At 69.4% G+C, this 23,003-nt stretch carries 19 protein-coding genes; 8 read left to right on the top strand and 11 right to left on the bottom strand.

The features are described from left to right. Positions 1 to 30 precede the first annotated feature (30 nt). The 6 genes from IP92_RS23820 to IP92_RS23795 form a co-directional block, all read right to left on the bottom strand. The gene (locus IP92_RS23820) at positions 31 to 2,313 is read right to left on the bottom strand and encodes a hypothetical protein (protein WP_145879956.1); all 2,283 of its coding nucleotides are present in this window, start codon (positions 2,311 to 2,313) and stop codon (positions 31 to 33) included. A gap of 60 nt (positions 2,314 to 2,373) precedes the next feature. After that, positions 2,374 to 3,390 (bottom strand): hypothetical protein, encoded by a 1,017-nt coding sequence (locus IP92_RS23815; RefSeq protein ID WP_229418943.1) that lies wholly within the window; start codon positions 3,388 to 3,390, stop codon positions 2,374 to 2,376. An 11-nt stretch (positions 3,391 to 3,401) separates the two neighbouring features. Further along, a complete protein-coding gene (locus IP92_RS23810; RefSeq protein ID WP_145879951.1) occupies positions 3,402 to 4,400 on the bottom strand; it encodes a hypothetical protein in 999 nt (332 codons plus the stop codon). Beyond that, entirely contained in the window at positions 4,397 to 4,942 is a 546-nt protein-coding gene (locus tag IP92_RS23805; RefSeq protein WP_145879949.1) for a hypothetical protein, read from the bottom strand. The genes IP92_RS23810 and IP92_RS23805 overlap by 4 nt, the downstream gene beginning before the upstream one ends. Continuing rightward, positions 4,929 to 6,143 carry a hypothetical protein gene (locus tag IP92_RS23800; protein WP_145879947.1) on the bottom strand — a complete coding sequence of 405 codons (1,215 nt, stop codon included), beginning with the start codon at positions 6,141 to 6,143 and terminating at the stop codon, positions 4,929 to 4,931. The genes IP92_RS23805 and IP92_RS23800 overlap by 14 nt, the downstream gene beginning before the upstream one ends. Before the next feature lie 67 nt (positions 6,144 to 6,210). Continuing rightward, positions 6,211 to 9,321 (bottom strand): penicillin-binding transpeptidase domain-containing protein, encoded by a 3,111-nt coding sequence (locus IP92_RS23795; RefSeq protein WP_145879944.1) that lies wholly within the window; start codon positions 9,319 to 9,321, stop codon positions 6,211 to 6,213. Positions 9,322 to 9,502: 181 nt separating this feature from the next. Between IP92_RS23795 and IP92_RS23790 the strand changes: the two genes are divergently transcribed. Both IP92_RS23790 and IP92_RS23785 read left to right on the top strand, forming a co-directional pair. Continuing rightward, entirely contained in the window at positions 9,503 to 10,081 is a 579-nt protein-coding gene (locus tag IP92_RS23790; protein ID WP_145879942.1) for a YXWGXW repeat-containing protein, read from the top strand. Between the two features lie 48 nt (positions 10,082 to 10,129). After that, on the top strand, positions 10,130 to 10,627 hold the full coding sequence (locus IP92_RS23785; RefSeq protein WP_145879940.1) for a ribonuclease HI family protein: 498 nt from the start codon (positions 10,130 to 10,132) through the stop codon (positions 10,625 to 10,627). Positions 10,628 to 10,633: 6 nt separating this feature from the next. Here IP92_RS23785 and IP92_RS23780 read toward each other — a convergent pair whose 3' ends face one another. The 3 genes from IP92_RS23780 to IP92_RS23770 form a co-directional block, all read right to left on the bottom strand. Continuing rightward, positions 10,634 to 10,816, bottom strand: a complete 183-nt coding sequence (locus IP92_RS23780; RefSeq protein ID WP_145879937.1) for an energy transducer TonB — start codon at positions 10,814 to 10,816, stop codon at positions 10,634 to 10,636. A 347-nt stretch (positions 10,817 to 11,163) separates the two neighbouring features. Further along, positions 11,164 to 12,846 carry a methyl-accepting chemotaxis protein gene (locus IP92_RS23775; RefSeq protein WP_145879936.1) on the bottom strand — a complete coding sequence of 561 codons (1,683 nt, stop codon included), beginning with the start codon at positions 12,844 to 12,846 and terminating at the stop codon, positions 11,164 to 11,166. Positions 12,847 to 12,865: 19 nt separating this feature from the next. After that, positions 12,866 to 13,342, bottom strand: coding sequence for a chemotaxis protein CheW (locus IP92_RS23770; RefSeq protein ID WP_145879934.1), 477 nt, complete (start codon positions 13,340 to 13,342; stop codon positions 12,866 to 12,868). A gap of 180 nt (positions 13,343 to 13,522) precedes the next feature. On the opposite strand from IP92_RS23770, the gene IP92_RS23765 reads away from it, so the two are divergent. From IP92_RS23765 to IP92_RS23755, 3 genes are read left to right on the top strand one after another with little or no spacing between them, the layout of a single operon-like run. Continuing rightward, on the top strand, positions 13,523 to 14,191 hold the full coding sequence (locus tag IP92_RS23765; protein ID WP_145879931.1) for an HD domain-containing protein: 669 nt from the start codon (positions 13,523 to 13,525) through the stop codon (positions 14,189 to 14,191). Further along, positions 14,188 to 16,122 carry a DUF3857 domain-containing transglutaminase family protein gene (locus IP92_RS23760; RefSeq protein WP_158206859.1) on the top strand — a complete coding sequence of 645 codons (1,935 nt, stop codon included), beginning with the start codon at positions 14,188 to 14,190 and terminating at the stop codon, positions 16,120 to 16,122. The genes IP92_RS23765 and IP92_RS23760 overlap by 4 nt, the downstream gene beginning before the upstream one ends. Beyond that, positions 16,119 to 17,360, top strand: a complete 1,242-nt coding sequence (locus IP92_RS23755; RefSeq protein ID WP_145879927.1) for an MFS transporter — start codon at positions 16,119 to 16,121, stop codon at positions 17,358 to 17,360. Before IP92_RS23760 ends, IP92_RS23755 begins: the two co-directional genes overlap by 4 nt. Here the strand turns inward: IP92_RS23755 and IP92_RS23750 are convergent. Beyond that, positions 17,287 to 17,994 carry an SDR family oxidoreductase gene (locus tag IP92_RS23750; protein WP_145879924.1) on the bottom strand — a complete coding sequence of 236 codons (708 nt, stop codon included), beginning with the start codon at positions 17,992 to 17,994 and terminating at the stop codon, positions 17,287 to 17,289. The genes IP92_RS23755 and IP92_RS23750 overlap by 74 nt on opposite strands. 172 nt (positions 17,995 to 18,166) lie before the next feature. Between IP92_RS23750 and IP92_RS23745 the strand changes: the two genes are divergently transcribed. Continuing rightward, complete coding sequence (locus tag IP92_RS23745; RefSeq protein WP_371860967.1) at positions 18,167 to 19,117, top strand: AraC family transcriptional regulator; 951 nt, start codon at positions 18,167 to 18,169, stop codon at positions 19,115 to 19,117. A gap of 130 nt (positions 19,118 to 19,247) precedes the next feature. On the opposite strand, the gene IP92_RS23740 is transcribed toward IP92_RS23745, so the two are convergent. Continuing rightward, on the bottom strand, positions 19,248 to 21,173 hold the full coding sequence (locus IP92_RS23740) for a CocE/NonD family hydrolase (protein WP_145879920.1): 1,926 nt from the start codon (positions 21,171 to 21,173) through the stop codon (positions 19,248 to 19,250). A gap of 149 nt (positions 21,174 to 21,322) precedes the next feature. On the opposite strand from IP92_RS23740, the gene IP92_RS23735 reads away from it, so the two are divergent. Together IP92_RS23735 and trpS are read left to right on the top strand one after the other, a co-directional pair. Further along, the gene (locus tag IP92_RS23735; protein ID WP_145879918.1) at positions 21,323 to 21,769 is read left to right on the top strand and encodes a YXWGXW repeat-containing protein; all 447 of its coding nucleotides are present in this window, start codon (positions 21,323 to 21,325) and stop codon (positions 21,767 to 21,769) included. A 207-nt stretch (positions 21,770 to 21,976) separates the two neighbouring features. Then, complete coding sequence (gene trpS, locus IP92_RS23730; protein ID WP_145879916.1) at positions 21,977 to 22,999, top strand: tryptophan--tRNA ligase; 1,023 nt, start codon at positions 21,977 to 21,979, stop codon at positions 22,997 to 22,999. Positions 23,000 to 23,003: the final 4 nt, after the last annotated feature.

Here is a 23,003-nt window from a genome sequence, read left to right as displayed (position 1 = left end):
TGCCGTCTGCATCGATTCGCTGTCGCTTCCTCAGCGCTGCAGCGGCACGCCGCATTCCGCACAGAATTTGGCTTCCGGCTTGTCCGCCGGGGCCGGGTGGCCGTTCACGCAGCAGCGCACGCCGGCCTGCGCGGGCGCGTGATGGTGATGCACGGGAGCGCCTGCCTGGGCCACGCCCACGCCGAGTTGCATCTGCGATGCCAGCGCGTTCGCATGGGTCGCATTCTGCAGTTTCAGCAGCTCGAGCTGGTGCTGGCGGTCCTTGTCCTGCTGCGCGTCGGCGCGGGCGCGCTCGTCGGCCACGGTTTGCTGCGCCAGCCGCATCGCCTCGAGCGGGCTGACGCTGTTCTCGGCCGCGACGACGGATGCCAGCGCCTGCAGCTGGTCGGCGCCCATGCCGGAATGCGTCTGCACCTTCAGCAGCTGGGCCAGCGCCTGCGCGTTGGCCGTCGGCGCCAACGCCACCTTGCCCGTGTCGGACAGGTTGCCGATCGCCTCGATCCGCTCGATCTCGATACGCGCCAGTTCGGCCGCATGGTTCTGCTGCGCGACCATCGTCTCGTATTCGCTGCGCGCCCTGGCATAGCGCTCTTCGCGCTCGAGCTCCAGGCGGCGCAGCTCCTGCTGCCACTGCGCCTCGTGCTCGCGCAGCTTCAGCAGCACGCGGTTTTCTTCCGCCTCGTGCGCGATGGCCTGGGCCTGACGCTGCGCGATGCCGTCCGCTTCGATCGTGCGCAGCAGCTTCTCGTGCTGGGCCAGCGCTTCCGCGCTGGCGCCGCTGCGGCGCAACTCGTCGAGCCGGGCCGTCACCTGCGCCACGTCGACCTGGGAACCGGCATCCTTCAACGCCTCGCCACGCGCCAGCTCGCGGGTGCGGGCGGCGTGCAGCTCCTCTTCCCATTCGCGCAGCCGCTCCACTTCGCGCCGGCGCGCCAGGTTCGCCAGCTCCACGGCGTGCAGCCGGCCCGCGTGATGCTGTGCCTCGATCTCGGCCTCGCGCCGCTGCGCATCCTGCTCGGCCTGGCGCAGCCGCTGCGCCTCGCCGCGCCGCAGCGTTTCATCCTCGATCGCCAGCGCCTGTTCCATCTGGTTGCGGATCTGCTGCAGGTGCAGCTGGTGCGTGAAGCGCTGCTTGGCCAACGCGCGCTCTTCCACCGCCTGCTGCTGCGCCACTTCCATCTCGGTGCGCATGCGGATCTGCGCGAGACGACGCACGTGCTCCCATTCGGCCGCGTCGCCCGCGTGCGTGGCGGCGCGCTGCGCCAGCTCGTGTTCCAGCTCGGCGGCCGCCGCACCGGCGCCGCGCTCGACGGCCTGCTTGCGGGTGCGCGACTCGACGATGCGGGCATACAGGTCGATCTCGCGCGCGCGGACCGCCTGCATCCGCTCCGCCTCGCGCAGCGACAGCTCGGCCTTGTCGACCGTAGCGTCCTGGCGCAGCTCGGCGCGGCGGTACTCGCTGCGTGCCTTCTGCTCTTCGCGCAGCAAGGCCTGCCATTCCTCCTCGTCGTACAGCTCGTCCAGGTGCTTCGTGTGCTCGATCTGCGCATGGCGCTCGTCCGCCACCAGCCACAGGCTGCCCACGCGGGCGCGGTTGGCGTCGTATTTGTCGTGCCGCAGCGCAAGCGTCTCGACCTGCACGGCCGCGAGGCCGAACTCGGCGAGGCGCAGCTTCAGCGCCGATTGCAGCCGCTCGTCCAGCTGCAGCCGCAGCTCGTGGTTCGTGCTCATCTCGCGGATCGACCGGGCACCGACGAATTCCGCCGCGATCTGCCGCACGGACGGGGCCAGGAGTTCCTGCAGGTGGCGCGTGGTGACGGTGCCGGGCGCCGTCATGAAATGCTGGGCAAACGCGGCCACGTGTTCGACCTTGACGCCGACGGTGAAGCTGGCCGCCACCTTCAGGTGCTCGGCGGTGGCCAGGTCCTCCAGCGCGAACGCCACCGGCAGAGGCGTGGTGCGGGTGATCAGGATCTCGGCATGCTGGTCGCGCAGCAGGTTGTTCAGGCGCTGGAAGAAGCCTTCCAGCTCGTACTCGCCCTGCGGCACTTCGGTGGCCGTGCTGCCCTGCAGGATGTAGGCGCGCGAGGTGGGCGGCACGCGCAGCGTCTTCGTGAAGATGCCGGACAGTTCGCGCACGCCGAAGTACACGGCCAGCTCGTCGGCCGCGGGCACCCAGCGGTTATCGACCAGCACCGGTTCGCTGCGCGGCGCGCCCAGCGACAGCCCGCACTGCGCGCAGTAGCCGTCCGCGCCGTTGCGCTGGCCACAGCGGGGGCACTTCACCCCGCCGATACCGAACATCTTGAACATGTCACACTCCTTGCTTTTTATACATCGCCCGCCTGCCGATTCTAACAGCACTTGCGTTTTTCAGATGATGCCGATCCGCTCCACGCAGGCCACCGTCGCGCCCAGCGAGCGCAGCGCGGCCGCGTAACCCGTGGGCAGTTCGCTTTCCCACGCGGCCGGCAGCAGCACCCGGTCACCCTGCCCGGCTTGCGCGAGGATCAGCGCCGTCTTGGCCGCGCAACCCTCGACCGTATCGACCCGCCCCGCATGCCACGCCTTCGATGTGCCGCTGGCGATCAGCCGCCCGCGCGGCACGAAGTCGCGCCCGCGCGCCAGCCGGTCGGCCATCACGAGTGCCAGCTGGTACGAGTCGCCGGCGAAGCGCGGCTCGCCGAAGCGTACCGCCGTGCGCCAGCGGCCCAGGCCCCGGCCGTCGAAATGCCGCGCGCCGGCCAGCGCCTGCCGCACCGCGGCCTGCACGTCCGCATCCACGCCCGGCACGGCGATCGTCTCCTCTTCATCGACGACCGCGCCGTCCAGCGGAAAGACGCTGACCTCGACCCACGACAGCGCATCGTTGATGCCGCCGCTGTGCAGCGGGAACCACGCCCGCACGGACGACACGGCGGCGGCCGGATCGGCATGGCCCGTCAGCGCGCCGAGGTGCGTCAGGTCGGCACCGCCCAGCAGCAGCACGTCCGTATCAAGCAGCGCGGGCAGCGCGGGCGGCGCGTCGTAACCGTCCACGCGGCCGAGCTGCCATGCGTCGGACCAGCCCAGCGCATACAGCTCGGCACCGGGCGGCGGCGCCCACACGCCACGCGCGACGCGGTCGGCCAGCACGGCCGCCAGTTCCCAGTTGCGGTCGCCCGGTTCAGGGGCCACGTCCAGGCCCAGCACGACCTGTACGCGGCTGTCGAAGCGGTGTTCCGTCAGCCGCGCGAGACGCACAACCTCCTGCATCCGCTCGGCCAACTGCGGTGCGCAGGGCACGACGCATTTCACTTCGGCGCGGTTGGCGCGGGGGCGCACGGTGGCGGTCACACCCAGCACGCGGCCATCGCGCAGCGCGGTGCGGCATTCGGTGGTGGCGGGCATCCGGTGCTCCTTCATGGCCGCGTGCCGCGCCGCGCGGCCAGGTGGTATTCGAGATTCGCGACGATGCGGTCCAGTTCCTCGCCGCCGTCGCCGCATTGTTTCAAGCGCGCCAGCAGCGCCCATAGCTCATCGAGCGCGTGCGCCGCGGCGGCACTCGCCGCGCCCAGCTGCCGGCGTTCCTCGGCCGGTCGCGCGATCCGTGGCGCCGACCATTCAAGGGCGGGCATCGTACCCACGTCCAGCGCCGCCAGCGCGAGTCGCTGCAGCAAGGCCTGGCGCGTGGCAAAGGCCGGCGTGTCCAGCTGGCGCAGTGCGCGCGACGCTTCGGGCAGTTCGAGGAACAGCCGGCGCAGCGCGGCGGCATCGTCGGCCGGCGCATTGTCGGGCGGTGCGGCGGGCAGTGCTGGCGGCACCGGTGCGGACGCGACGACAAGCTCGATGTCGGCGGCCGCGGTGCCGCGGCGGCGCAGCACATCGGCATAGTCCACGTCCGCCAGGTCGACAGGCACGCAGTCGTCGACCGTCAGGCCGAAGCGGGTGTACAGCAATTCATTGACGCCGGCGCGGAACGCGTTCCACTCGGCCAGCGAGGTGCAAGGCGGCAGCTCCAGCGTGCCCTGCTCCAGTGCGGCACGCAGCGCCTGTTCGATGCGGGCCGTCAGCACGTCGAGCGCCAGGGTGTCGGCCTGCCCCGCCACTTCGCTGAACAGGAACAGGTCGAAACGCTGGCGCGCCAGGCGCGGGTCCGGCGCATCGACGACGAAGTCCAGCCGCAGGCCGCTTTCCGGGGCGGCGGCGAACGGCACCACTTCGACCGCGTATGGGCCGGGCTTGAACCACCACGCCGTCTCGCCCTGGGCACGGACGACCGCCCGGCTGCCGAACGCCACGGGGCGGCGGGCCTGGCCGTCCTGGGCGAACAGCACCAGCGTGGCACCGGCCGGCGGCGCCGCGTCGTCGCTGCGGGCGGCCACCAGGGCCGCATCGCCGAGCGTCGGTTCGCGTTTCATCGCAACGCCGTCACGGCGAACGTGGCGCCATGCTGCTGGAAGTGGCGGGCCGGCGCCAGCGCGAACGGCCAGGGGCGCTCGCACTCGCCATCCGCATCGAGCCGCCCTTGCAGCACGATGGCGCCGGCGCCGTCCGTCACGCGCAGCAGCGGGCGTTCGCGCAGCAGGCTTGCTGCCGGCGGCGCGGCAGCGTCTAGCGTCAACACCACCTGCCAGCCTTCCCCGTCGGGCACGAAGTGCAGCGCCCACAGGCCGTCATCGGTCGCCAGCATGGGCAGCGCGCCGCTGTCGGCCGCGCGCAGCATGCCGCTGCTGGTCTGCCACGCGCCCTGGCGCCGCGCCAGCGCGAGCGTGCGAAAGCGCCGCAGCGTGACGGGCGAGCCGTTCAGCGCGGCCAGTTCGGCCGGGCTCAAAGGACGGGTGCCGTCCAGCGCGGCCTGCAGCGTCGCATCGGCCAGCAGCAGCCGGTCGCCCGGCACCGCGCGGGCCAGCAGCAGGCGCTCTTGCAATTTGGCTTGCAGTTTGGCCTCAGGGTTCATCATCGTCTCCAGTGGGGCGGGCGCCGTACAGTCGCGCGATCGCCGCGTTGCGCCGCTTGCGCAGCGTGGGCACGGACATGCCACCCTGTTGCGCCAGCCGCTGCAAGGTGGGCAGTTCGCCCGTGTCCCGGTCCAGCCATTCGTCCGGATAGCTGTCGTCCGCAGGCCCCAGCAGTTTCAGGAAGACGGCCAGCCGCACCGGCAGCGCCTCGTCACGCAGGGCCGCCAGCGCGGACGCGGAGCCCGGCAACACATCATAGCCGGGGGCGGCGCAAAGCTCGTCGGTTTCGTCAGCTTCATCCTCCGGCGGCGGCAGGATGCGGTCCGCCTCTCCCGCGCGGGCCTCGAGCGACACGCGCGCCAGGTCGTCCAGCCACGCGGCGGCATCTTCCTGGTCGTGGCGCCAGTCGTCGCCATCGAGGTTCGCCGACAGCTCCTCGTAGTCGCCGATCTCGGCCAGCATCGCGCCGATCTTTTCGGGGCTGTTGCGCAGGCTTGCGAAACGCTTCGACTTCGTGTGCAGCGGGCCGGGCGCGCCGGTGAACTGCTCCAGCGTGGCGCTCCAGTTGATCACCCATTCGGCCTTGCAGGTGGCCGCGCCCTTCAGGCGGCGCACTTCGATCGGAAAGCCGTCCGCCGGGCGGCCGAGGATCGCGGCGACCTGCGGCGCCGTGCCGGGCCAGCCGTTGAACACCTGGGCGATCGCGGCATGGGCCATGTCCAGCATGCGGTAGGTGTAGATGCGGTTCGGTGTGCACGGCTGGCCGGTGGCGGCCACGTAGTTGTCAGCATCGACCTTGTCGCGAAGCGTCGCGTACATGTCGTTGACCTTCTTGCGCAGTAGCGCGTCGCCGGTGGTGTGCTGCCAGAACGGCCCGGCCTTCGCGTGTTCGCCCGCCACCGCCGCGGCAAACGCCGCGAAGTACGCGGGTTGCGCCTGCAGCTCGAACACGAGGCCAAGCGCCAGGTCGCCGACGCTGTCGCCATAGCTGTTGCCCGGTGCCGCACCGCGCAACGACTGACTGGCCCCGCGCAGCGCATGGGCCAGCGCATCGGTGTACCAGTCCAGCATCGGCGCATGCTGTGCCGCGTCGCCCAGCTGGGCAAGGTCGCACTGCCGGAACGCGACGAGCGACACGTGGCCGAGGAGTTTCCTCACCTGTTCCCAACCCGGTTCCTGGTAGCGCGTTCCTGGCAGCCTCATGACACGATGATATCTCCGTGCCCGCGCGCGCGCCGGAAATCGGCGGGCAAACCACGGGCACATGCCATCATGGCATGGATGAGCAGGAACCATTCGGCCCTGGACAGGCCGGATTACCCTTCTGTTCACCGTTCTGGCCGGCCAGCCGGGCCAGCAGCGCCGCCATCACGGGGGCCGCATGGCTGCCGCCGGTGCCGTCCGAATGGCTGGCATAGACGGCGAATGCGAGCCTGTGCCGCTGGCCCGGCAGGCTGCCCGGTTCCAGCCAGCCGGTGAACCAGACGGTTGCGCTGTCGTCGCTGACGGGCGCCGTCCCCGTCTTGCCGTACAGCCCCGCGCGCACCTGCGACGGCAAGGCGCGGAAGGCACCCGCCGCGGTGCCGCGGTCGATCACACCCTTCATGCCGGCGCGGATGCGGTCCAGGCGCACGTCGAGCTTTTCCAGGTCCGGCGCGGCGGCGGCACGGCCGTCCAGTTCCAGCAGCAGCCGCGGCGCCACACTGGCGCCCTGCCCGACCGCGGCGGCAGCGAGCGCCATCTGCAGTGGCGTCGCCTGCATGCGCAGGCCGATGCTCATCTGGCGCAGCTCGTGCCGGGTGTGCACCGGGTCGATCGCGGCCGGCGTGGCCTGTAGCGCATCGTAGGCATTCCAGCGGAACGTGGCTGGCAGCAGGCCGCCATCGAGCCGCTGCACGCGCTCGAAACCGAGGCGGCGCGCGGCCGCGACGATCGGCCGCGCCGCATCGAGCGCGCCGGCTTCCAGGGCCTGGGCATCCGGCATGCCGCCGCTCGGGCGGCCGAACAACGTGCGGTCGGACCATTCGCCCGTCCAGGCGAACCACGTATTGAGGCTGTACGTCAGCGCCTGCGCAAGCCCCAGCCGGCCCTGCTGGGCGCGGCCATCGATGCCCACTTCGCGGTAGTTGGTGACGTAGGCGCCGTGCGCCGACGCCGGATATGTCGGCGCGGCCGTCGTGAAGTCGTAACCGCGGCTGCGCGCCTGCCCGTTGATGGCGTCGAGGGGCTGGCCGGCCAGCAGCGCATCGAGGTCCTTGTCGCTGCGCGCGGCCAGTTCCAGGCCCAGTGCGCTGACGACCTTGAACGTGGAGCCGGGGCTGTTGTGGGCGCCGCCGTCGTGCTGCCACGCGGGCAGGCGCAGCGGGCTGTCGGCCGGGCTGGCGCGGTCCAGGTCGCGCGCCTCGCGCCAATTGCCCGCGTCCACGTGCGGTTGGCCGGCCCCTGCGGCGGCCAGGATGTCGCCGTTTTCCGCGTCCAGCACGACAATGCCGGCCTTACGCCGCGGCGCCGGCGCGCCCCCTTCGCAACGCTGCCCCGACCAGTGCCCTTGGCGCCAGCCCAGGCAGTCGAGCACCTGCTGCGCCAGCGACTGCAGCGGCAGGTCGAGCGACAGGCGGGCGTGACCTGCCGTGCCGGCGCGGGCCAGCATGCCGGCCACGCTGCTCGCGTGATCGGGCCCGATGCCCAGCAGCGGCGCGAGCCCTGCCTGCGCGGCCGGCTGGGTGGTAACGCCATCCGCCCACAGCGGCGTGCCGTTGCGGTCCGCCAGCAGGATCGCGTTGGCGGCGCCGCGCTGCGCCGCCGGGGCGGCCGGCGCGGTGCGCGGCAGCGGCTGCCAGACGATGCGATCGGCAACCACGCGTAGGTGCCGATATTGAAGTTCGCCGGGGCGCGCCAGCGCAGCCGCATCGAGCGCCGTCACGGGCAGTACGACGCGGCGCGCGCCGGGCAGCGGTTGCACGAGCAATTGCCGCAGGTCGGCGGGCGATGCGCATGCGCGGCCGTCGCACGCATCGCGCGTCTGTACGAGCGCGCCTTGCGGCGTACCGGCCAGGTGACCAGCGAGCAGCAGCGCGTAGCGTTCCTGGCCTGTCGCCGGACCGGGAAGATCGAGCGTGAGCGGTACCGCCCGGCCGCCGCGCGGCACGGCTTCCAGCCGCGTCCACGGCTGCCAGCCCTGCGGCAGCGCGGCCGTCAGGCGTGCCGCATGCGGGGGCATGGCCGCCGTCACGGCGCCATCGGCCTGCCAGCGCGACGCATCGCCGGCGCGCACTCGCCACGCGAGCAGCGCCCGTTCGCTGTTGTACAGCGCGACCTGCTGGCGCACGTAGGCGCCGTCGGCCTGGCGGTACAACCGGCGCAGCAGTTTGCGCGTGGTGTCGTCGACCAGCACGTGGCGCCATTGCGCCAGGTCGACGGCACGCGCGTCCGCCGGCGCGCGGCGCCATTCCGGCAGGTCGGGTGGCGCCAGTTCGATCGCGCCCTGGGCCGACAGGCGCACCAGGCCGCGGGCCTGCAGGCCCGCGAACAGCGCCTCGTCCTCCAGCTCAGGCGCGGCGACGGCGGGAATCGCGTAGTTGCCGGGGGCCAGCCATGCTGCCGCCGTCGCCCCGGCCACCGAGAACGCCGTGACGAGCGCATTGCCGCGCTGCGCCGCATCGGGCGTGTACAGGCGGGCCACCAGCTCGCCGCCACGCGGGCAAGCCGCGCTGGCCCGGCGCGTCAGTTGCAGCGCGCCGCCCTGCCAGGCCAGCCAGCCCGCATCGCGCAACGTGGCGGTACCGGTACTGCCCTGCACAAGCGTGGCGCCGTCGCCCAGCCAGCGGGCGGAATGACCGGACCATGCGACGCCCAGCGGCTCGGCGCCGCGACCGGTCAAGGTCAGCACCGGCATCGCCGCGGTGACCGGCGAACCTTGCGCGACGAGCAGCACGTTGCGCATGCCGCCGCTGCCCGCCCAACGCGCCAGATCCGCATCCCGATAACCCAGGCGCAGCGGCAGCAAGCGCCCGGCTGCGTCGACCGCCTGCGTGCACAGGTCGATGCGCACAGCCTTCTCCGGCCGCATCTTGCTGGCGATCGCAATCGCGCCGCCGGGTTGCGCCAGCATCGTCAGGCCGGGCGTCGCGGGCACGGCGAACACGGCGCCCGGCACCACCGGCTGCAGCAGCGCGGCGGCGCGCAACGCATCGGCGCCCTCGTCCGGTGCCCCTTGCGCACCCATCCGCAGCGCATGCGCGCCAATCAGGCCGCCGCCGAGCAGCGCCAGCGCGGCGCCGCCCAGCCATCCCCAAGGAACGACGCGGCGCGGCCGCAAGGCACGGCCGCGACGCCATGCGCGGTGCTGGTTGACGAATAGATCAGCTAATGGATAGGCCATGATGCCGCCGTCTAGCGGGGGGCCATGGAAACAGTCTGGATACATGGGCGTTACAAGCGGTACAAACCTGGCGCCGTTTGTAAAAATCTGCAATCGCCGTTCGTGCCGCAAATCGTGCGCGATATAGTGGCCTCAATCGGGGGCGGCACCGCTCCCTGCCTACACAACGGAGAGAGAAATCATGATCAGGACTGCCTTCATCGCCACCGCCATCGTGCTCGGCTCGGCCGCGCTGGCGCCAGCCCAGGCGCAGGTCGGGGTCGATATCGTCATCGGCACCCCGCCCCCGCCGCCGCGCTGGGAAGCGGTACCGCCGCCGCGCATGGGCTATGTGTGGGCGCCGGGTTACTGGGGCTGGGACGGCTACCGCCACGTGTGGGTGGGCGGCGGCTGGGTGGCCGAGCGGCCGGGTTATGCGTACGCGGCACCGCGCTGGGTCGAGTACGGCGGCCGCTGGCGCTACGAAGGGCCGCGCTGGAACCGCTACGGCCCGCGCGGCGACCTGGATCACGACGGTATCCCGAATCGCTATGACCGCGACCGCGACGGCGACGGCCGCCCGAACTGGGCCGACCGCGATCCGAACCATTACAACCGCGACCGCGGCTGGCAAGACCGCGGCCACGCCTACTACGGCCACGGCGGCGGCCGGCGTGACCAGGACCACGACGGCATCCCGAACCGCTACGACCGCGATCGCGACGGTGACGGCGTGCCGAACCGCTACGACCGCCGGCCGGAGAACCCGTACCGCCGCTGACGGTGACGGTACAATGCGCGCTCGCCAGTTTCAGCCGATGAGCCGCATTTGAACACCGTCACACCCCGCGCCCTGGCGCAAGCCCGCGCCGCCGCGGAAAAACTCGCCCGCCGCCACGTGCCGCAGTCCGCGTCCGGCTGGCGCGCGTGGTTCGACGGCTCCGCCACGCCGAACCCGGGCCGCATCGGCATCGGCGCCTTGCTGCTCGGCCCTGCCGGCGAACGCATCGAAATCAGCCGCGGCGCCGGCCACGGCACCAGCGGAGACGCCGAATACCTGGCGCTGATCGCGCTGCTGGAAGCGGCTGTGCAAGCGCAGGCTTCCGAACTGCTGGTGTATGGCGACAGCCAGGCCGTCGTGCAGGACGTGCTGCTGGCCGGGGTGCCCGGCGCGAAGGGCCTGGAAGCGCACCGCGCCCGCGTGCATGCGCTGATGGCGCAACTGGGCAGCGTGCATGTGCGCTGGCTGCCGCGGCATCGGAATCAGGAGGCGGATGCGTTGTCGCAGCGGGCGTTGGCACCCGCATCAAAGATGCCGGTCCGCTGACCGCCTTTACTGCATATGAAAGCGGTACGAGACGGACTGGGTGTCCGTGGAGTCCGGCCTGAAAACGCACAGGGCGAGCGCTTCAAATGCCGCCTCGTCCAGCACCGCGTAACCCGAGCTTTTGCGCAAGCGGATGTTGACCGCTTTCCCATCCGGCCCGTAATTGAACGTCAGTTCGGTTGTTCCCATCAGCTCGTTGCGGATGCCGGCTTACGGATAGCGCGGCGTCGAGCAGGTCGGCGCTGTCTCTCTCGCGCGCTGGTAGGCGTTCGGGCGCGAACGCGGCGTCGCGTCATAATATTGCTCGGCCAGCGCGTGCACTTGCTCGAGGGTGGCGCCGGGTTCCGGGGGGGCCGGCGGGGATGGCGGACCTGCGAACGTGGTGCACGGCAGCGCAAACGCCAACACGACGGCACCGCGCGCGAAACATTTTTGAAATCGCATTTGTAAAAAACGCGGCTGTCCACAAACCCCGCGAAAGAACAAAAAAAAGACCCGGCACACGGCCGGGTCTCTCGATCATACCGCACACGGCGTCAGAACTCTTCCCACTCCGTATTCGCCGTTGGCGCTGCCGCCCGCGCGGCAGGCTTGCGCACAGCCACCGCCATCGCCGGCGCCGGCTTACGGACCGCCGGCCGCGGTGCCGCAGCTGCGACAGGCCGCACCACCTCACCCGTACGGAACACGCTGACCACCTCCGCGAGGCTGGCCGCCTGCTGCTGCATCGATTCGGCCGCCGCGGCGGATTCCTCGACCAGCGCGGCGTTCTGCTGCGTCACCGCGTCCATCTGCACGATCGCCTGGTTCACTTCCTCGATGCCGGCGCTCTGTTCGACGCTGGCGGCCGTGATCTCGCCGATGACGTCACTGACGCGCCGCACGCTGGCCACGATTTCCTCCATCGTGCTGCCGGCCTCAGTCACCAGCCGGCTGCCTTCGGCCACTTCCGACACGGAAGCGCCGATGAGCTCCTTGATTTCCTTCGCGGCGGCCGCGCTGCGCTGCGCCAGGCTGCGCACTTCGCCCGCGACGACGGCGAAGCCCCGTCCCTGCTCGCCCGCGCGCGCCGCCTCGACGGCCGCGTTCAACGCGAGGATGTTGGTCTGGAACGCGATGCCGTCGATCGTGCCGATGATGTCGACGATCTTCTTCGACGACGCATCGATCGAATTCATCCGGCCCACCACCTGCTGCACCACGTCGCCGCCCTTCGCGGCGGCCGATGCGGCGGCAGCGGCCATCTGGTTGGCCTGGCGGGCGTTGTCCGCGTTGGTGCGCACCGTCGACGTCAGTTCTTCCATCGACGACGCGGTTTCCTCCAGCGCGCTGGCCTGCTCCTCGGTGCGCGACGACAGGTCGTGGTTGCCCGCCGCGATCTCGGTCGATGCGACCTTGATGCTTTCGGTGCCGCTGCGCACTTCGGTAACGATGTTGTACAGCGCCTGGTTCATGTCGCCCAGCGCACGCAGCAGCTTGCCCGTCTCGTCGTTGCCTTTCGCTTCGATGTGGCCGGTCAGGTCGCCGGATGCGACGCGGGTCGCCGCGTCCACCGCCACGTGCAACGGCTGCGTGATGCCCACCGTCAGCCACCATGCACTGGCGGTGCCCAGCACGAGCACCAGCACGGCCAGCGTGATGACGATCTGGCGGCTCTTCGCGTTGATCGCTTCGATCTCGGTGCCGGTGGCGTCGATGCTGGCGCGCTCCATCTTCAGCAGGTCCTGGATCAGGCCCTGGTAGGTCGCCGCACCGGGCACGTACACGGTCTCGAACACTTTTGCCGCTTCGTCCAGCTGGCCCGCGCCTTTCAGCTTGGCCACCTGGTCGCGCGAGGCGAGGTACACCTTACGCTGCGCCATGATCTTCTCGAACTGCGCCTTCTCCTCGTCCGTGACGAGCAGCGCCTCGATCTTCTTCTGCAGCTCGGCCGAGATCGCGGTCGACTGCTTGCCCTCCGCCGCGAAATACGCGGCCAGCGACAGGTCGCTCGACTTGGCGATCGCCGTCGTGCGGCGGATCGCGCTGTCGATCTTGCTATACCAGTCGCTGATCATGCGCTCTTTCGCCAGCGGCGAAGCCATCATGGCCTGGGTGGCTTGCGCCACGTCGTTCAGGCGCCACAGGGCGATCACGGCGATCATGATCGCCAGTGCGATGGTGATGGCAAAGCCGAGCGCGAGGCGTTTGCCGATGGCGAGGTTGCGCAGCATGTTCATTGCGGTAGTTCCAGTTATGTCAGGCGGCCATCTTCTCGATGAGGCCCATCTCTTCGCTGGACATCAGGCGGTCGATGTCCACCAGGATCAGCATCCGTTCGTCGATCGTGCCCAGGCCGACGATGTATTCGGTGTTCAGCGTGGAGCCCATGTCCGGCGCCGCCTTGATCTGCTCCGGCGTCAGCGTGGTGACGTCCGACACGGCGTCGACGACCATGCCGACGGTGCGGTTGCCGATGTTGAGGATGATGACGACGGTGAACGGGCCGTATTCCGGCGTGCCCAGCGCGAAGCGAATGCGCATGTCGACGATCGGCACGATCAGGCCGCGCAGGTTGATCACGCCTTTGACGAACTCCGGCGCGTTGGCGATGCGGGTCGGCGTTTCATAATTGCGGATCTCGCTGACCTTCTGGATGTCGATGCCGTATTCCTCTTTGCCCAACGTGAAGGCAAGGTATTCGGCGGGATTCGCGTTGCTGGCGTTATCAGTCATGATTTTCCTTATTGAGCGTACGGCGAAGCGCCGTCTGACGATGCCGAATGTTACCGCAGGCCAAGTTTTTTGGCATCTAAAATTCTGCAAAGCAACATCCAGACGTACAAAGTATTGCCGTTCTTACAGCGAATCCGTCGCATTCGTGGCACAATGGGCGGTACACCGTAAGTAAACAACATGACGACAACAACGACGCCGCTGACCAGCTGGCAACCCAAGCTGGCCGCCATCGCGGCCGCCATCCCGGGAGACGATGGCGCCCACGACACCAATCACCTGCACCGCGTCTGGCGCAATGCCGCCGAACTGCTGCGCGACCATCCGGAAGCGGACGCCCTCGTGGTGCTCGCCGCGTGCTACCTGCACGACATCGTCAACCTGCCGAAGAACCACCCGGAACGCCACCTCGCCTCGCGCCACGCGGCGGCGCAGGCCGTGCGCGAGCTGGCCGAGGCGGGCTTCCCGGCCGGGCTGCTGCCGGGCGTGGCGCACGCGATCGAAACCCACAGTTTTTCGGCCGGGCTCGTGCCCACGACGATCGAGGCAAAGATCGTGCAGGACGCCGACCGGCTCGACGCGCTGGGCGCCGTCGGCCTGGCGCGCATGTTCTATACGGCCGGGCGGATGGGGTCGGGCCTGGCCCACCCCACCGATCCGGCCGGCGTGGACCGCCCGCTCGACGACAAGGCCTATTCGCTCGACCACATCGCCGTCAAGCTGGCGACCTTGCCCGGCACGATGCAGACGGAGGCCGGGCGCCGGCTCGGCGAACAAAGGCTGGCCGCGCTGACGGCGTTTCGCGACCTGTTCGTGGCCGAATGGGCTGTGCCGGACACGCTACGATGACGTTCACGCCGGCCCGCCCGCTGCTGCCCGCCCTGCCGAAGTTGCTCGTGCTGCCGATATTGCTCGTGCTGCCGATATTGCTCGTGCTGCTGGCGATGGGGGATGCGCGGGCGGCCGGCGAGGGCCATGTGCGGGCGCTGCGCGAACGCACCGAGATCGTGATCCGCGCCGACCACACGGTCGACCAGACCGTCGACTACACGTGGCGCGCGATCGATACGGCCGGCGCCGAAACGCTGGGCCAGCAATACGTGAACTGGGACGCGCGCCGGCAAACGCTGGAACTGCTGGCCGCCGAGACGATTCCCGCCAGCGGCGAGCCGGTGCCGGTCGACCCGTCCGGCATCCAGGTGCAGGACGGCATGCTGGGCGGCGTGTCGTTCCCGGACAAGCGGCTGCTGCAGGTGACGTTCCCGAAGCTGGCCGCGGGCGATGCGATCCGCATCCGCTACCGCCTCGTGCAGAAGGTGCCGGACCTGCCGGGCGGGATGTCGCACGTGATGTTCCTGCAGGGCGACATGATCCGCGACGACAGCGCGATCACCGTGCGTCACCCGCGCGCGCTGGACGTGAAGGTAGCGGCCAACGGGCTGCTGCAGAAGGAGGAAAGCAGCGTTAGCGGCGAACGCGTGCTGCGCTGGCAATACCACAGCCGCGACACGGGCCTGCCGGAGCCGAACGCCGCCAACAGCTGGCGGCGCACGCCCTACCTGATGCTGTCCACGTTCGCCAGCTGGCAGGCGATCGCCGACGCCTATGAACGGGGCGCCGCGCCGAAGGCCGCGGTGACACTGGCGATCCGCGCGCTGGCCAGCGAGGTCGCCGGCCAGGCGGGGGAACCGCGCGAGCAGGCACGCTTGCTGTACGACTGGGTGCGCACGAACATCCGCTACGTGGCCAGCTACGTGGGCGACGGCGGCTGGGTGCCGAACGACGCGGCCACCGTGCTGGAGCGCCGCTATGGCGACTGCAAGGACCACGTGGCGCTGCTCGAAGCGCTGCTGGCCGCGCGCGGCATCGAGGCCTCGCCGGTGCTGCTGCGCGCGGACCAGGAAAACTACACGCTGCCGGACATTCCCGTGATGTGGTTCGACCATGCGATCAGCTACCTGCCGGCACTCGACATCTACCTCGATTCGACGGAAGGTTCGATGCCGTTCGGCCTGCTGCCGGACGGCGACGCGGGCAAACCCGTGCTGGCCACGCGGCTGCGCTCCGCGCTGCGCCGCACGCCGCTGCCCGATCCGGACAGCTTCCGGGTCGAGCGCCGCGTGACGTTGAAGGTGGCGCTGGACGGTTCCGCCGAGCGCGTCACGGAAGTGGTCGGCCATGGCCGCAGCGCCGTGTCGGTGCGCCAGTTCCTCGACAGCGTGGGCCCGGGCGGCGCGGCAGACTGGGTGCGCCGGACGATGGCGGCCAACGGCTACGAAGGCGACGGCAGCCTGGACGTGCTGCCGCAGGCCCGCGCCGACGTGCTGGCCGTGCGCTTCACGGAACGCATCCGCAACTACGTGAGCCAGCCGGAAGCGGGCGTGCTGTCGTTCCTGCCCGGCGTGAACGGCCCGGTGCCGCTGGCCGGCTTCGCGGGCCGCTTCACGGAGCGCGAGCGGCAGTACGACACGCGCTGCGAACCGTTCGCCGTCGAGGACACGATGACGATCGAACTGCCCGCCGCGATGCAGGTGCTGTATGTGCCGAAGAACCTGTCGATCCGGCAGGAAGGGCTCGCGTACGACGCGACGTACACGCGCGACGGCACCCGCTATCACCTGCTGCGCCGGGCCCGCGCCAGCAATCCGCGCGGCTGGTGCACGCCGCAGGAATACCAGGCGCTGCGGCCCGCCATGAACCGCATCAGCCGCGCCATGCACGGCCGGCTGGTGTTCGTGCTGAACGATACCGAGGTGGCCGCGGCCGCCGTCAAGCCATGAACGATTCCGCTTCATCCCCCGCCGTCGCGACCCGCCCCGTCAACCTGAACTTCGTGCTGCTGTGCGTGTTCATCGACATGCTGGGCGTTGGCCTGATCATCCCCGTGCTTCCCGTGCTGGTGGGCGAATTCCTGCCCGGCCGCGACGAGCAGGCGCAGTGGTACGGCATCCTGTCCGCCGTCTTCGGCCTGATGCAGTTCGTGTTCATGCCGATGCTGGGCGCGATCAGCGACCGCGTCGGCCGCCGCCCCGTGCTGCTGTATTCGATGGGCGGCATGGCGCTGAACTTCCTCGTCACGGCGCTGGCGCCGAATCTTGCCTGGCTGGTGCTGGGCCGCGTGATCGGCGGGCTGTCGTCGGCCAGCATGTCGGTGGCCTCGGCCTTCGCATCCGACATCTCCACGCCGGAGAACCGGGCCAAGAGCTTCGGCAAGATCGGTGCCGCGTTCGGCATGGGCTTTATCGCCGGCCCCGTGCTGGGCGGCGTGCTGGGCGGGATCGACCTGCACCTGCCGTTCTACGTGGCGGCCGGGCTGTCCGCGGCGAACTTCGTGTACGGCTGGTTCTTCCTGCCCGAGTCGCTGCCGGCCGCGCAGCGCGGCAGCTTCCGCCTGCAGAAGGTGAACCCGCTGGCGGGTCTGATCAAGCTGTGGGGCCGCGCCGACGTGCGCGGCCTCGTCGTCGTGTTCACGCTGGTGGCGCTGGCGCAGATGATGCTGCACACGACGTGGGTGCTGTACACCACGTTCCGCTTCAACTGGACGACGACGGAAAACGGCATTGCGCTGTTCTGCGTGGGCGTCGCGGCGGTGGTCGTGCAGGCGGGCCTCCTGGGCGTGTTCATCAAGCGCTTCGGCGAGGTGCGGCTGTCGCTGCTGGGCCTCGGTTCGGGCGCCCTCACCTACCTGCTGTACGGCCTGGCCACGCACGGCTGGATGATGTATGTGCTCATCCTGTGCAACCTGCTGGCGTTCGCTGCCGGCCCGGCGCTGCAGGGCATCATCTCGAAGGCGACGCCGCCCACCGAACAGGGCGAATTGATGGGCTCACTGCAGTCGATCAACAGCTTCGGCGTCGTCGTGATGCCGCTGCTGGGCGGCTTCCTGCTGGCGAAGGTCAGCCACCTGGCACCGACGGACTGGCGCATCGGCGTCACGTTCTTCGTCAGCGCGTCGATGCAGGTGATCGCGATCCTGGTGGCGCGGCATTGGTTCCGCGTCCATCACCGGCCCATGTAAGCCGGCGCGCCTGGCGCAGCGGCCGGCGCACGGCGGCCGCGTAATCGGGCGCGCGCACGGCGCAGACGATCGCGCGGGCCACCGCGTCCGCCCCGCACGACGGGCACAGGACGGTGACGCGCAGGTGCTTTTCCTCCTGCCGCAAGCTGTCCGACAGCGCGCGCACGGCGGCATGCGTGGCGCCCAGTACAGCGGCGTCCTGCAGGCCCGTCTCGCCCGCCAGGTTCACTACCTGCCCCGTTCCCGCAATGCGCATCAGCGGCTGCACGGCGGCGATCATGTACAACGCGCCGCGCACGTTCACGTCCAGCATCCGGTCCCATTCGCCCAGCTTCAGCGTATCGAGGCGCGCCTGCGGTGTCAGGATGGCCGCGTTGACCAGCACGTCGATGCGGCCGAGGCGGTGGTACGCCGCCAGCGCGAAGGCTTGCGCGTCGTCCGGATCCGTCACGTCGACGGCGCGGTATTCGACGCTGCCGCCGGCGGCGCGGATCGACGCGGCCAGCGCCGCCAGCCTGGCAACACCCCGTGCCCCGAGCACCACGTGGCAGCCGGCGGCAGCCAGCTTACGCGCGGCGGCCGCGCCGATGGCGCCGGTGGCGCCAGTGACCAGGACGATTTTCTGCTGTACCATCTGCCGCTCCTCCACGAGTTATGTTGCAGTGCATCGCAGTGTAGGGCCTCGCGCGCGGCGCGGGTTGCGCAATATTTTCAAATCATTGCCTGATCCTCCACGGCTGACCTATTTACGCGCGAATGGCGGCATAATCGCTGCCGTAATGGGATGAAGGTGGGATGGAAGGAGGATGACGATGACGGAAACCGAACGCCAGGGACGCATGGTGCGGCTGATGGCCGTGCTGGCGCCCAACGAGGGTTACACGCTGTGCGGGCTGCCCGGCGTGAAGTTCATGCGCGCCAATGCCGTACGGCCGCGCGGCAAGGTGCTGTACGAACCATGCATCGTGATCGTCTGCCAGGGGCACAAGCGCGGCTACCTGGGCGACCAGGCGTTCGACTACCACTCGCAGCAATTCCTCGTGCTGTCCGTGCCGCTGCCGTTCGAAGGCGAAACGCTGCGCGCGACGCCGGCCGAGCCGCTGCTGGCGATCTCGATCCCGATCGACCTGCAACTGGCGGCGGAACTGGCGCTGGCCGTCGATGAAGCGCAGAGCGGCATCGCACCGCCGGCAGCGCCGCGCGGCATCATGGCGTCGAAGCTGGACGACGCGCTGGGCGACGCGGTACTGCGGCTGCTGCAGGCGCTGACCTGCCAGGTCGAGACGCGCCTGCTGGGCCCCGGCATCCTGCGCGAGATCCTGTTCCGCGTGCTGACGGGCGAACAAGGTGGCGCGCTGCGCGCCGCGCTGGCGCACCAGAGCCAGTTCGGCAAGATCGGCAAGGCGCTGCGCCGCATCCACATGGACTACCACCGCCAGATCGACGTCGCCACCCTGGCGCAGGAAGCGGGCATGAGCCCCGCCGCGTTCCACGCCAGCTTCAAGGCGGTGACGATGACGTCGCCGATCCAGTACCTGAAAACGACGCGGCTGCACAAGGCGCGCCTGCTGATGGTGCAGGACGGGCTGACCGCCGCCACCGCAAGCGGCCGGGTGGGCTACGAAAGCTCGTCGCAATTCTCCCGCGAATTCAAACGCTTCTTCGGCCGCACGCCCCTCGAGGAGGCCCGTGAGATGCGCAACCTGCTGGCGCAAGCGCCGGGGGCGCGCGAGGGGCGCTACGTCAGCGCGCAGTAGCCGCTACTGCCGAGCCTGTGTCCACCTTGGGGTCAACCCCGAAAACGGACACGAGCTCTGCAACATTACTGCTCAGCTCGTGTCCGAAAACGGGGTTGACCCCACGGTGGACACGAGCTGATCCGTTGGATTACTGCCGCCCCGCCTCCACGATCGGCAACTCGATCGCGCTCTGCATCCCCGCCGCGTGGTACACCCGCTGCGTCGCCTTGATGTAGTCGCCCGGCTGCGCGAGGAAGATGTTCGGCACGTAGCGCTGCGGGTTGCGGTCGTACAGCGGGAACCAGCTGGACTGGATCTGCACCATCAGGCGGTGGCCCGGGGCGATCACGTGATTCACATTCGGCAGCGCGAAGCGGTAGCGTTCCGGTTTGTCGGCCGTCGCCGGTTCCGGCTTTTCCAGGCTGTTGCGATACCGGCCCCGGAAGATGTCCATCGACAGCGGCAGCTGGTAGCCGCCCAGTTCCGGCTGCGACGGCACTTCGTCCGGGTAGACGTCGATCACCTTCACCACCCAGTCCGCATCCGTGCCCGACGTCGACGCGAACAGGTTGACGACCGGTGCGCCGGCCAGATGCAGCGGCGCCTTCAATGGTTCGGAGACGTACGTCAGCACGTCCGGCCGGTCCGACACGAAGCGCTGGTCGCTCACGAGCCACGGCTTCCACACTTCCGCATCGTTCATCCGCACCGGGCGCGGCACGAACGGTACGGGCTTGGCCGGGTCGGAGACGTATTCGTCGTACGCGTTGCCCGCCGCGGCGGCGCCGTCGAACGACAGCTTGAAGCCGTCCTGCAGGTACACCGGCTTGACCGGCGACGGGCAGCCGGACGCGCACGCCAGCGGCCAGCGCTGCAGGTGGCGCCAGCGGTTCGTGCCCGTTTCATACGACAGCACGGGCGGCGTGTCGGCCACCGGTGCGCCATCCTTCAGGTACTGGTTCAGGAACGGCGTCAGCACGTCGCGCCGGAATTCCAGTGCCGTGTCGCCGGTGAACTTCAGCGCGCCCAGCGACGAACCTTCGTAATTGACGCCGCTGTGCCGCCATGGTCCCACGACGAGGTAATTGAGCTTGTTGTCCTTGTCCTGCGGTTCCAGCGCCTCGTACAGCGCGTAGGCGCCGTAGATGTCTTCCTGGTCCCACTGCCCCACCACCGTCATCGTCGGCACCTTCAGCTTGCGTGCGCCAAGCACCTTGTCCAGCGCCTGGTGCTGCCAGTAGCTGTCGTAGGCGGGATGTTCGAACAGCTTCTTCGTGAAATTGAGCTTGTCCAGGCCGAACTGCTGCGCATACGACGCGACGGAGCCGGCGCGCAGGATGCCTTCGTAGTCGTCGTAGACGCCCGTCGCCAGCGGCTCGCCGCGGCCGCGTACCGTCGTCTGGCTGGCGATGTACGGCAAGGTCGGGATGCGGAACGCGCCGTTGTGGAACCAGTCGTCGCCGCGCCAGCCGTCCACCATGGGGCTCATCGGCACGGCCACTTTCAGCGCCGGGTGCGGGTCGGCCAGCGCCATCAGCACGGTGAAGCCTTCGTACGACGAACCGAGCATGCCCACCTTGCCGTTCGATTCCGCCACGTTCTTCACCAGCCACTCGATCGTGTCCCACGCATCGGTGGCGTGGTCCGTCTTTGTGTTGTTCAGCGGGCCGCGCAGCGGGCGCGTCATCACGTAGTCGCCTTCCGAGCCGTACTTGCCGCGCACGTCCTGGAACACGCGGATGTAGCCTTCCGCGACATAGGTTTCGTCGCCCTGCGGCAGGATCGACAGCATGCGCGGGCTCGTGCTCCGGCTGGCCCGGCCGTTCGCATTGTACGGCGTGCGCGTCAGCAGGATCGGCGCGTTCTTCGCTCCCTTCGGCACCACGATCACCGTGTGCAGCTTGACGCCGTCGCGCATCGGGATCTCGACGACCCGCTTGACGTAATCGGCCGCCGCCACGGGCGTCGTGAACTTCGACGGGATGTCCGGCGCCATCGGCGCGGTCTGCGCCAGCGCAGCCGACGTGGACGCGGCGATCAGGGACAGGGCAAGGGCAACGGGACGCAGCGGCATTCGGTTCCTCCATGGTAGTAATCGCAAGATAGTACCGTGCAGTTTCCTTGAAGGCAACGAAACAATTGCTTACAGAGAAAAACGAGTGGGGAATATTGCCGTTACAACTCGCAGCCAATAATGGAACCGTACCAACAAAGGAGCACACCATGAAACGACTGCTGATTGCCACGATGCTTGCCGGTTCCCTCGGCGCCGCCACCCTGCCCGCCACTGCCGGCACGGCCGTGATCGTCGTCCGCACCGCGCCCCCGGCGCCGCGCCACGAAGCGATGCCGCCCCCGCGCCACGGCTACGTGTGGGCGCCGGGCTACTGGAACTGGAACGGCCACCGTTACGTCTGGGTCGGCGGCCATTACGTGCGGGCCCGCGCCGGCTACCACTGGAGCGCGCCGGCCTGGCAGGAGCGCGACGGCCGCTGGCAGTTCACCCGCGGCGAATGGCGCCGGGGCGACCGCGACCATGACGGCGTGCCGAATCGGTACGACCGGGATCGCGACAACGATGGAGTCCCCAACCGCTACGACCGCGACCGGGACAACGACGGCGTGCCGAACCGCCACGACGACCGGCCCGACAACCCGCGCCGGCATTGAGCGCCGCACCGTGCCGGCTTGACAGTCCGGCACGAACCTGCAACCATTGCGGGATGACTATTACCCAATCGCATCGTTCTGTCTTACTGTGGTGGCGCCGCTCGACGTCGTGCGGCCGCTTCTGACAAAGATGTGATTTCAACGCCGCCTCCGCCAGGTGGCGTTTTTCATGGCGCAACCGATGGGGGCAAGTTCCAAGGAACCCCGATGAGCCAGCCAGAAAAAACTCCCTCCCCCGCCGTGATCCTGACGGGCGACCGCCCGACCGGGCCGCTGCACCTGGGCCACTACGTCGGCAGCCTGCGCAGCCGCGTCCAGTACCAGCACGAGTACCAGCAGTTCATCATGCTGGCCGACTCGCAGGCGCTGACGGACAATATGGACGACATCAACAAGGTGCACCGCAACGTCGTCGAGGTGGCGCTGGATTACCTGGCCGTCGGCATCGACCCGGCCAAGTCGACGATCCTGATCCAGTCGCAGATCCCGGAACTGGCCGAGCTGACGTTCTACTACCTGAACATGGTCACGGTCGCCCGCCTGGAGCGCAACCCGACCGTCAAGGCGGAAATCGTGCTGCGCGGCTTCGAGCGCGACATCCCGGCCGGCTTCCTCACGTATCCGGCCTCGCAGGCCGCCGACATCTCGGCGTTCAAGGCATCGATCGTGCCGGTCGGCGAAGACCAGATCCCGATGATCGAGCAGACCAACGAGATCGTGCGCCGCTTCAACCGCATCGCGAACCGCGACATCCTCGTCGAGTGCAAGGCGCTGGTGCCGGAAATCGGCCGCCTGCCGGGCATCGACGGCAAGGCGAAGATGAGCAAGTCGCTCGGCAACACGATCAACCTGGGCGCTTCCGCCGACGAGATCGCGGCCGCCGTGAAGAAGGTCTACACGGACCCGCTGCACCTGCGCGTGCAGGACCCGGGCCACCTGGAAGGCAACGTCGCGTTCATCTACCTGGACGCGTTCGATACCGACAAGGCCGCGCTGGAAGAAATGAAGGCGCACTATGTGCGGGGCGGCCTGGGCGACACCGTCGTCAAGAAGCGCCTCGACGCGGTGCTGCAGGAGCTGCTGGCACCAATCCGCGCGCGCCGCGAGGAATACGCAAAGGACAAGGGCTACGTGATGCAGATCCTGAAGGAAGGCACCGCACGCGCCCGCGAGGTGGCGGCGAAGACGGCCGACGAAGTGAAGGCCGCGCTCGGCCTGAACTACTTCTGATCTA

Origin of the sequence: Pseudoduganella flava, assembly GCF_007830495.1 — a bacterium.
Taxonomy (GTDB): Bacteria; Pseudomonadota; Gammaproteobacteria; order Burkholderiales; family Burkholderiaceae_D; genus Rugamonas; species Rugamonas flava.
The sequence above is the reverse complement of the archived record's forward strand: the minus strand, read 5'-3'. Positions and strand labels throughout refer to the sequence as shown.

Bases quoted from the DNA above. Each gene is read 5' to 3' on its own strand.
- IP92_RS23820 (WP_145879956.1), bottom strand. From the start codon at position 2,313: ATGTTCAAGATGTTCGGTATCGGCGGGGTGAAGTGCCCCCGCTGTGGC.
- IP92_RS23815 (WP_229418943.1), bottom strand. From the start codon at position 3,390: ATGCCCGCCACCACCGAATGCCGCACCGCGCTGCGCGATGGCCGCGTG.
- IP92_RS23810 (WP_145879951.1), bottom strand. From the start codon at position 4,400: ATGAAACGCGAACCGACGCTCGGCGATGCGGCCCTGGTGGCCGCCCGC.
- IP92_RS23805 (WP_145879949.1), bottom strand. From the start codon at position 4,942: ATGATGAACCCTGAGGCCAAACTGCAAGCCAAATTGCAAGAGCGCCTG.
- IP92_RS23800 (WP_145879947.1), bottom strand. From the start codon at position 6,143: ATGAGGCTGCCAGGAACGCGCTACCAGGAACCGGGTTGGGAACAGGTG.
- IP92_RS23795 (WP_145879944.1), bottom strand. From the start codon at position 9,321: ATGGCCTATCCATTAGCTGATCTATTCGTCAACCAGCACCGCGCATGG.
- IP92_RS23790 (WP_145879942.1), top strand. From the start codon at position 9,503: ATGATCAGGACTGCCTTCATCGCCACCGCCATCGTGCTCGGCTCGGCC.
- IP92_RS23780 (WP_145879937.1), bottom strand. From the start codon at position 10,816: ATGGGAACAACCGAACTGACGTTCAATTACGGGCCGGATGGGAAAGCG.
- IP92_RS23775 (WP_145879936.1), bottom strand. From the start codon at position 12,846: ATGAACATGCTGCGCAACCTCGCCATCGGCAAACGCCTCGCGCTCGGC.
- IP92_RS23770 (WP_145879934.1), bottom strand. From the start codon at position 13,342: ATGACTGATAACGCCAGCAACGCGAATCCCGCCGAATACCTTGCCTTC.
- IP92_RS23765 (WP_145879931.1), top strand. From the start codon at position 13,523: ATGACGACAACAACGACGCCGCTGACCAGCTGGCAACCCAAGCTGGCC.
- IP92_RS23760 (WP_158206859.1), top strand. From the start codon at position 14,188: ATGACGTTCACGCCGGCCCGCCCGCTGCTGCCCGCCCTGCCGAAGTTG.
- IP92_RS23755 (WP_145879927.1), top strand. From the start codon at position 16,119: ATGAACGATTCCGCTTCATCCCCCGCCGTCGCGACCCGCCCCGTCAAC.
- IP92_RS23750 (WP_145879924.1), bottom strand. From the start codon at position 17,994: ATGGTACAGCAGAAAATCGTCCTGGTCACTGGCGCCACCGGCGCCATC.
- IP92_RS23745 (WP_371860967.1), top strand. From the start codon at position 18,167: ATGACGATGACGGAAACCGAACGCCAGGGACGCATGGTGCGGCTGATG.
- IP92_RS23740 (WP_145879920.1), bottom strand. From the start codon at position 21,173: ATGCCGCTGCGTCCCGTTGCCCTTGCCCTGTCCCTGATCGCCGCGTCC.
- IP92_RS23735 (WP_145879918.1), top strand. From the start codon at position 21,323: ATGAAACGACTGCTGATTGCCACGATGCTTGCCGGTTCCCTCGGCGCC.
- trpS (WP_145879916.1), top strand. From the start codon at position 21,977: ATGAGCCAGCCAGAAAAAACTCCCTCCCCCGCCGTGATCCTGACGGGC.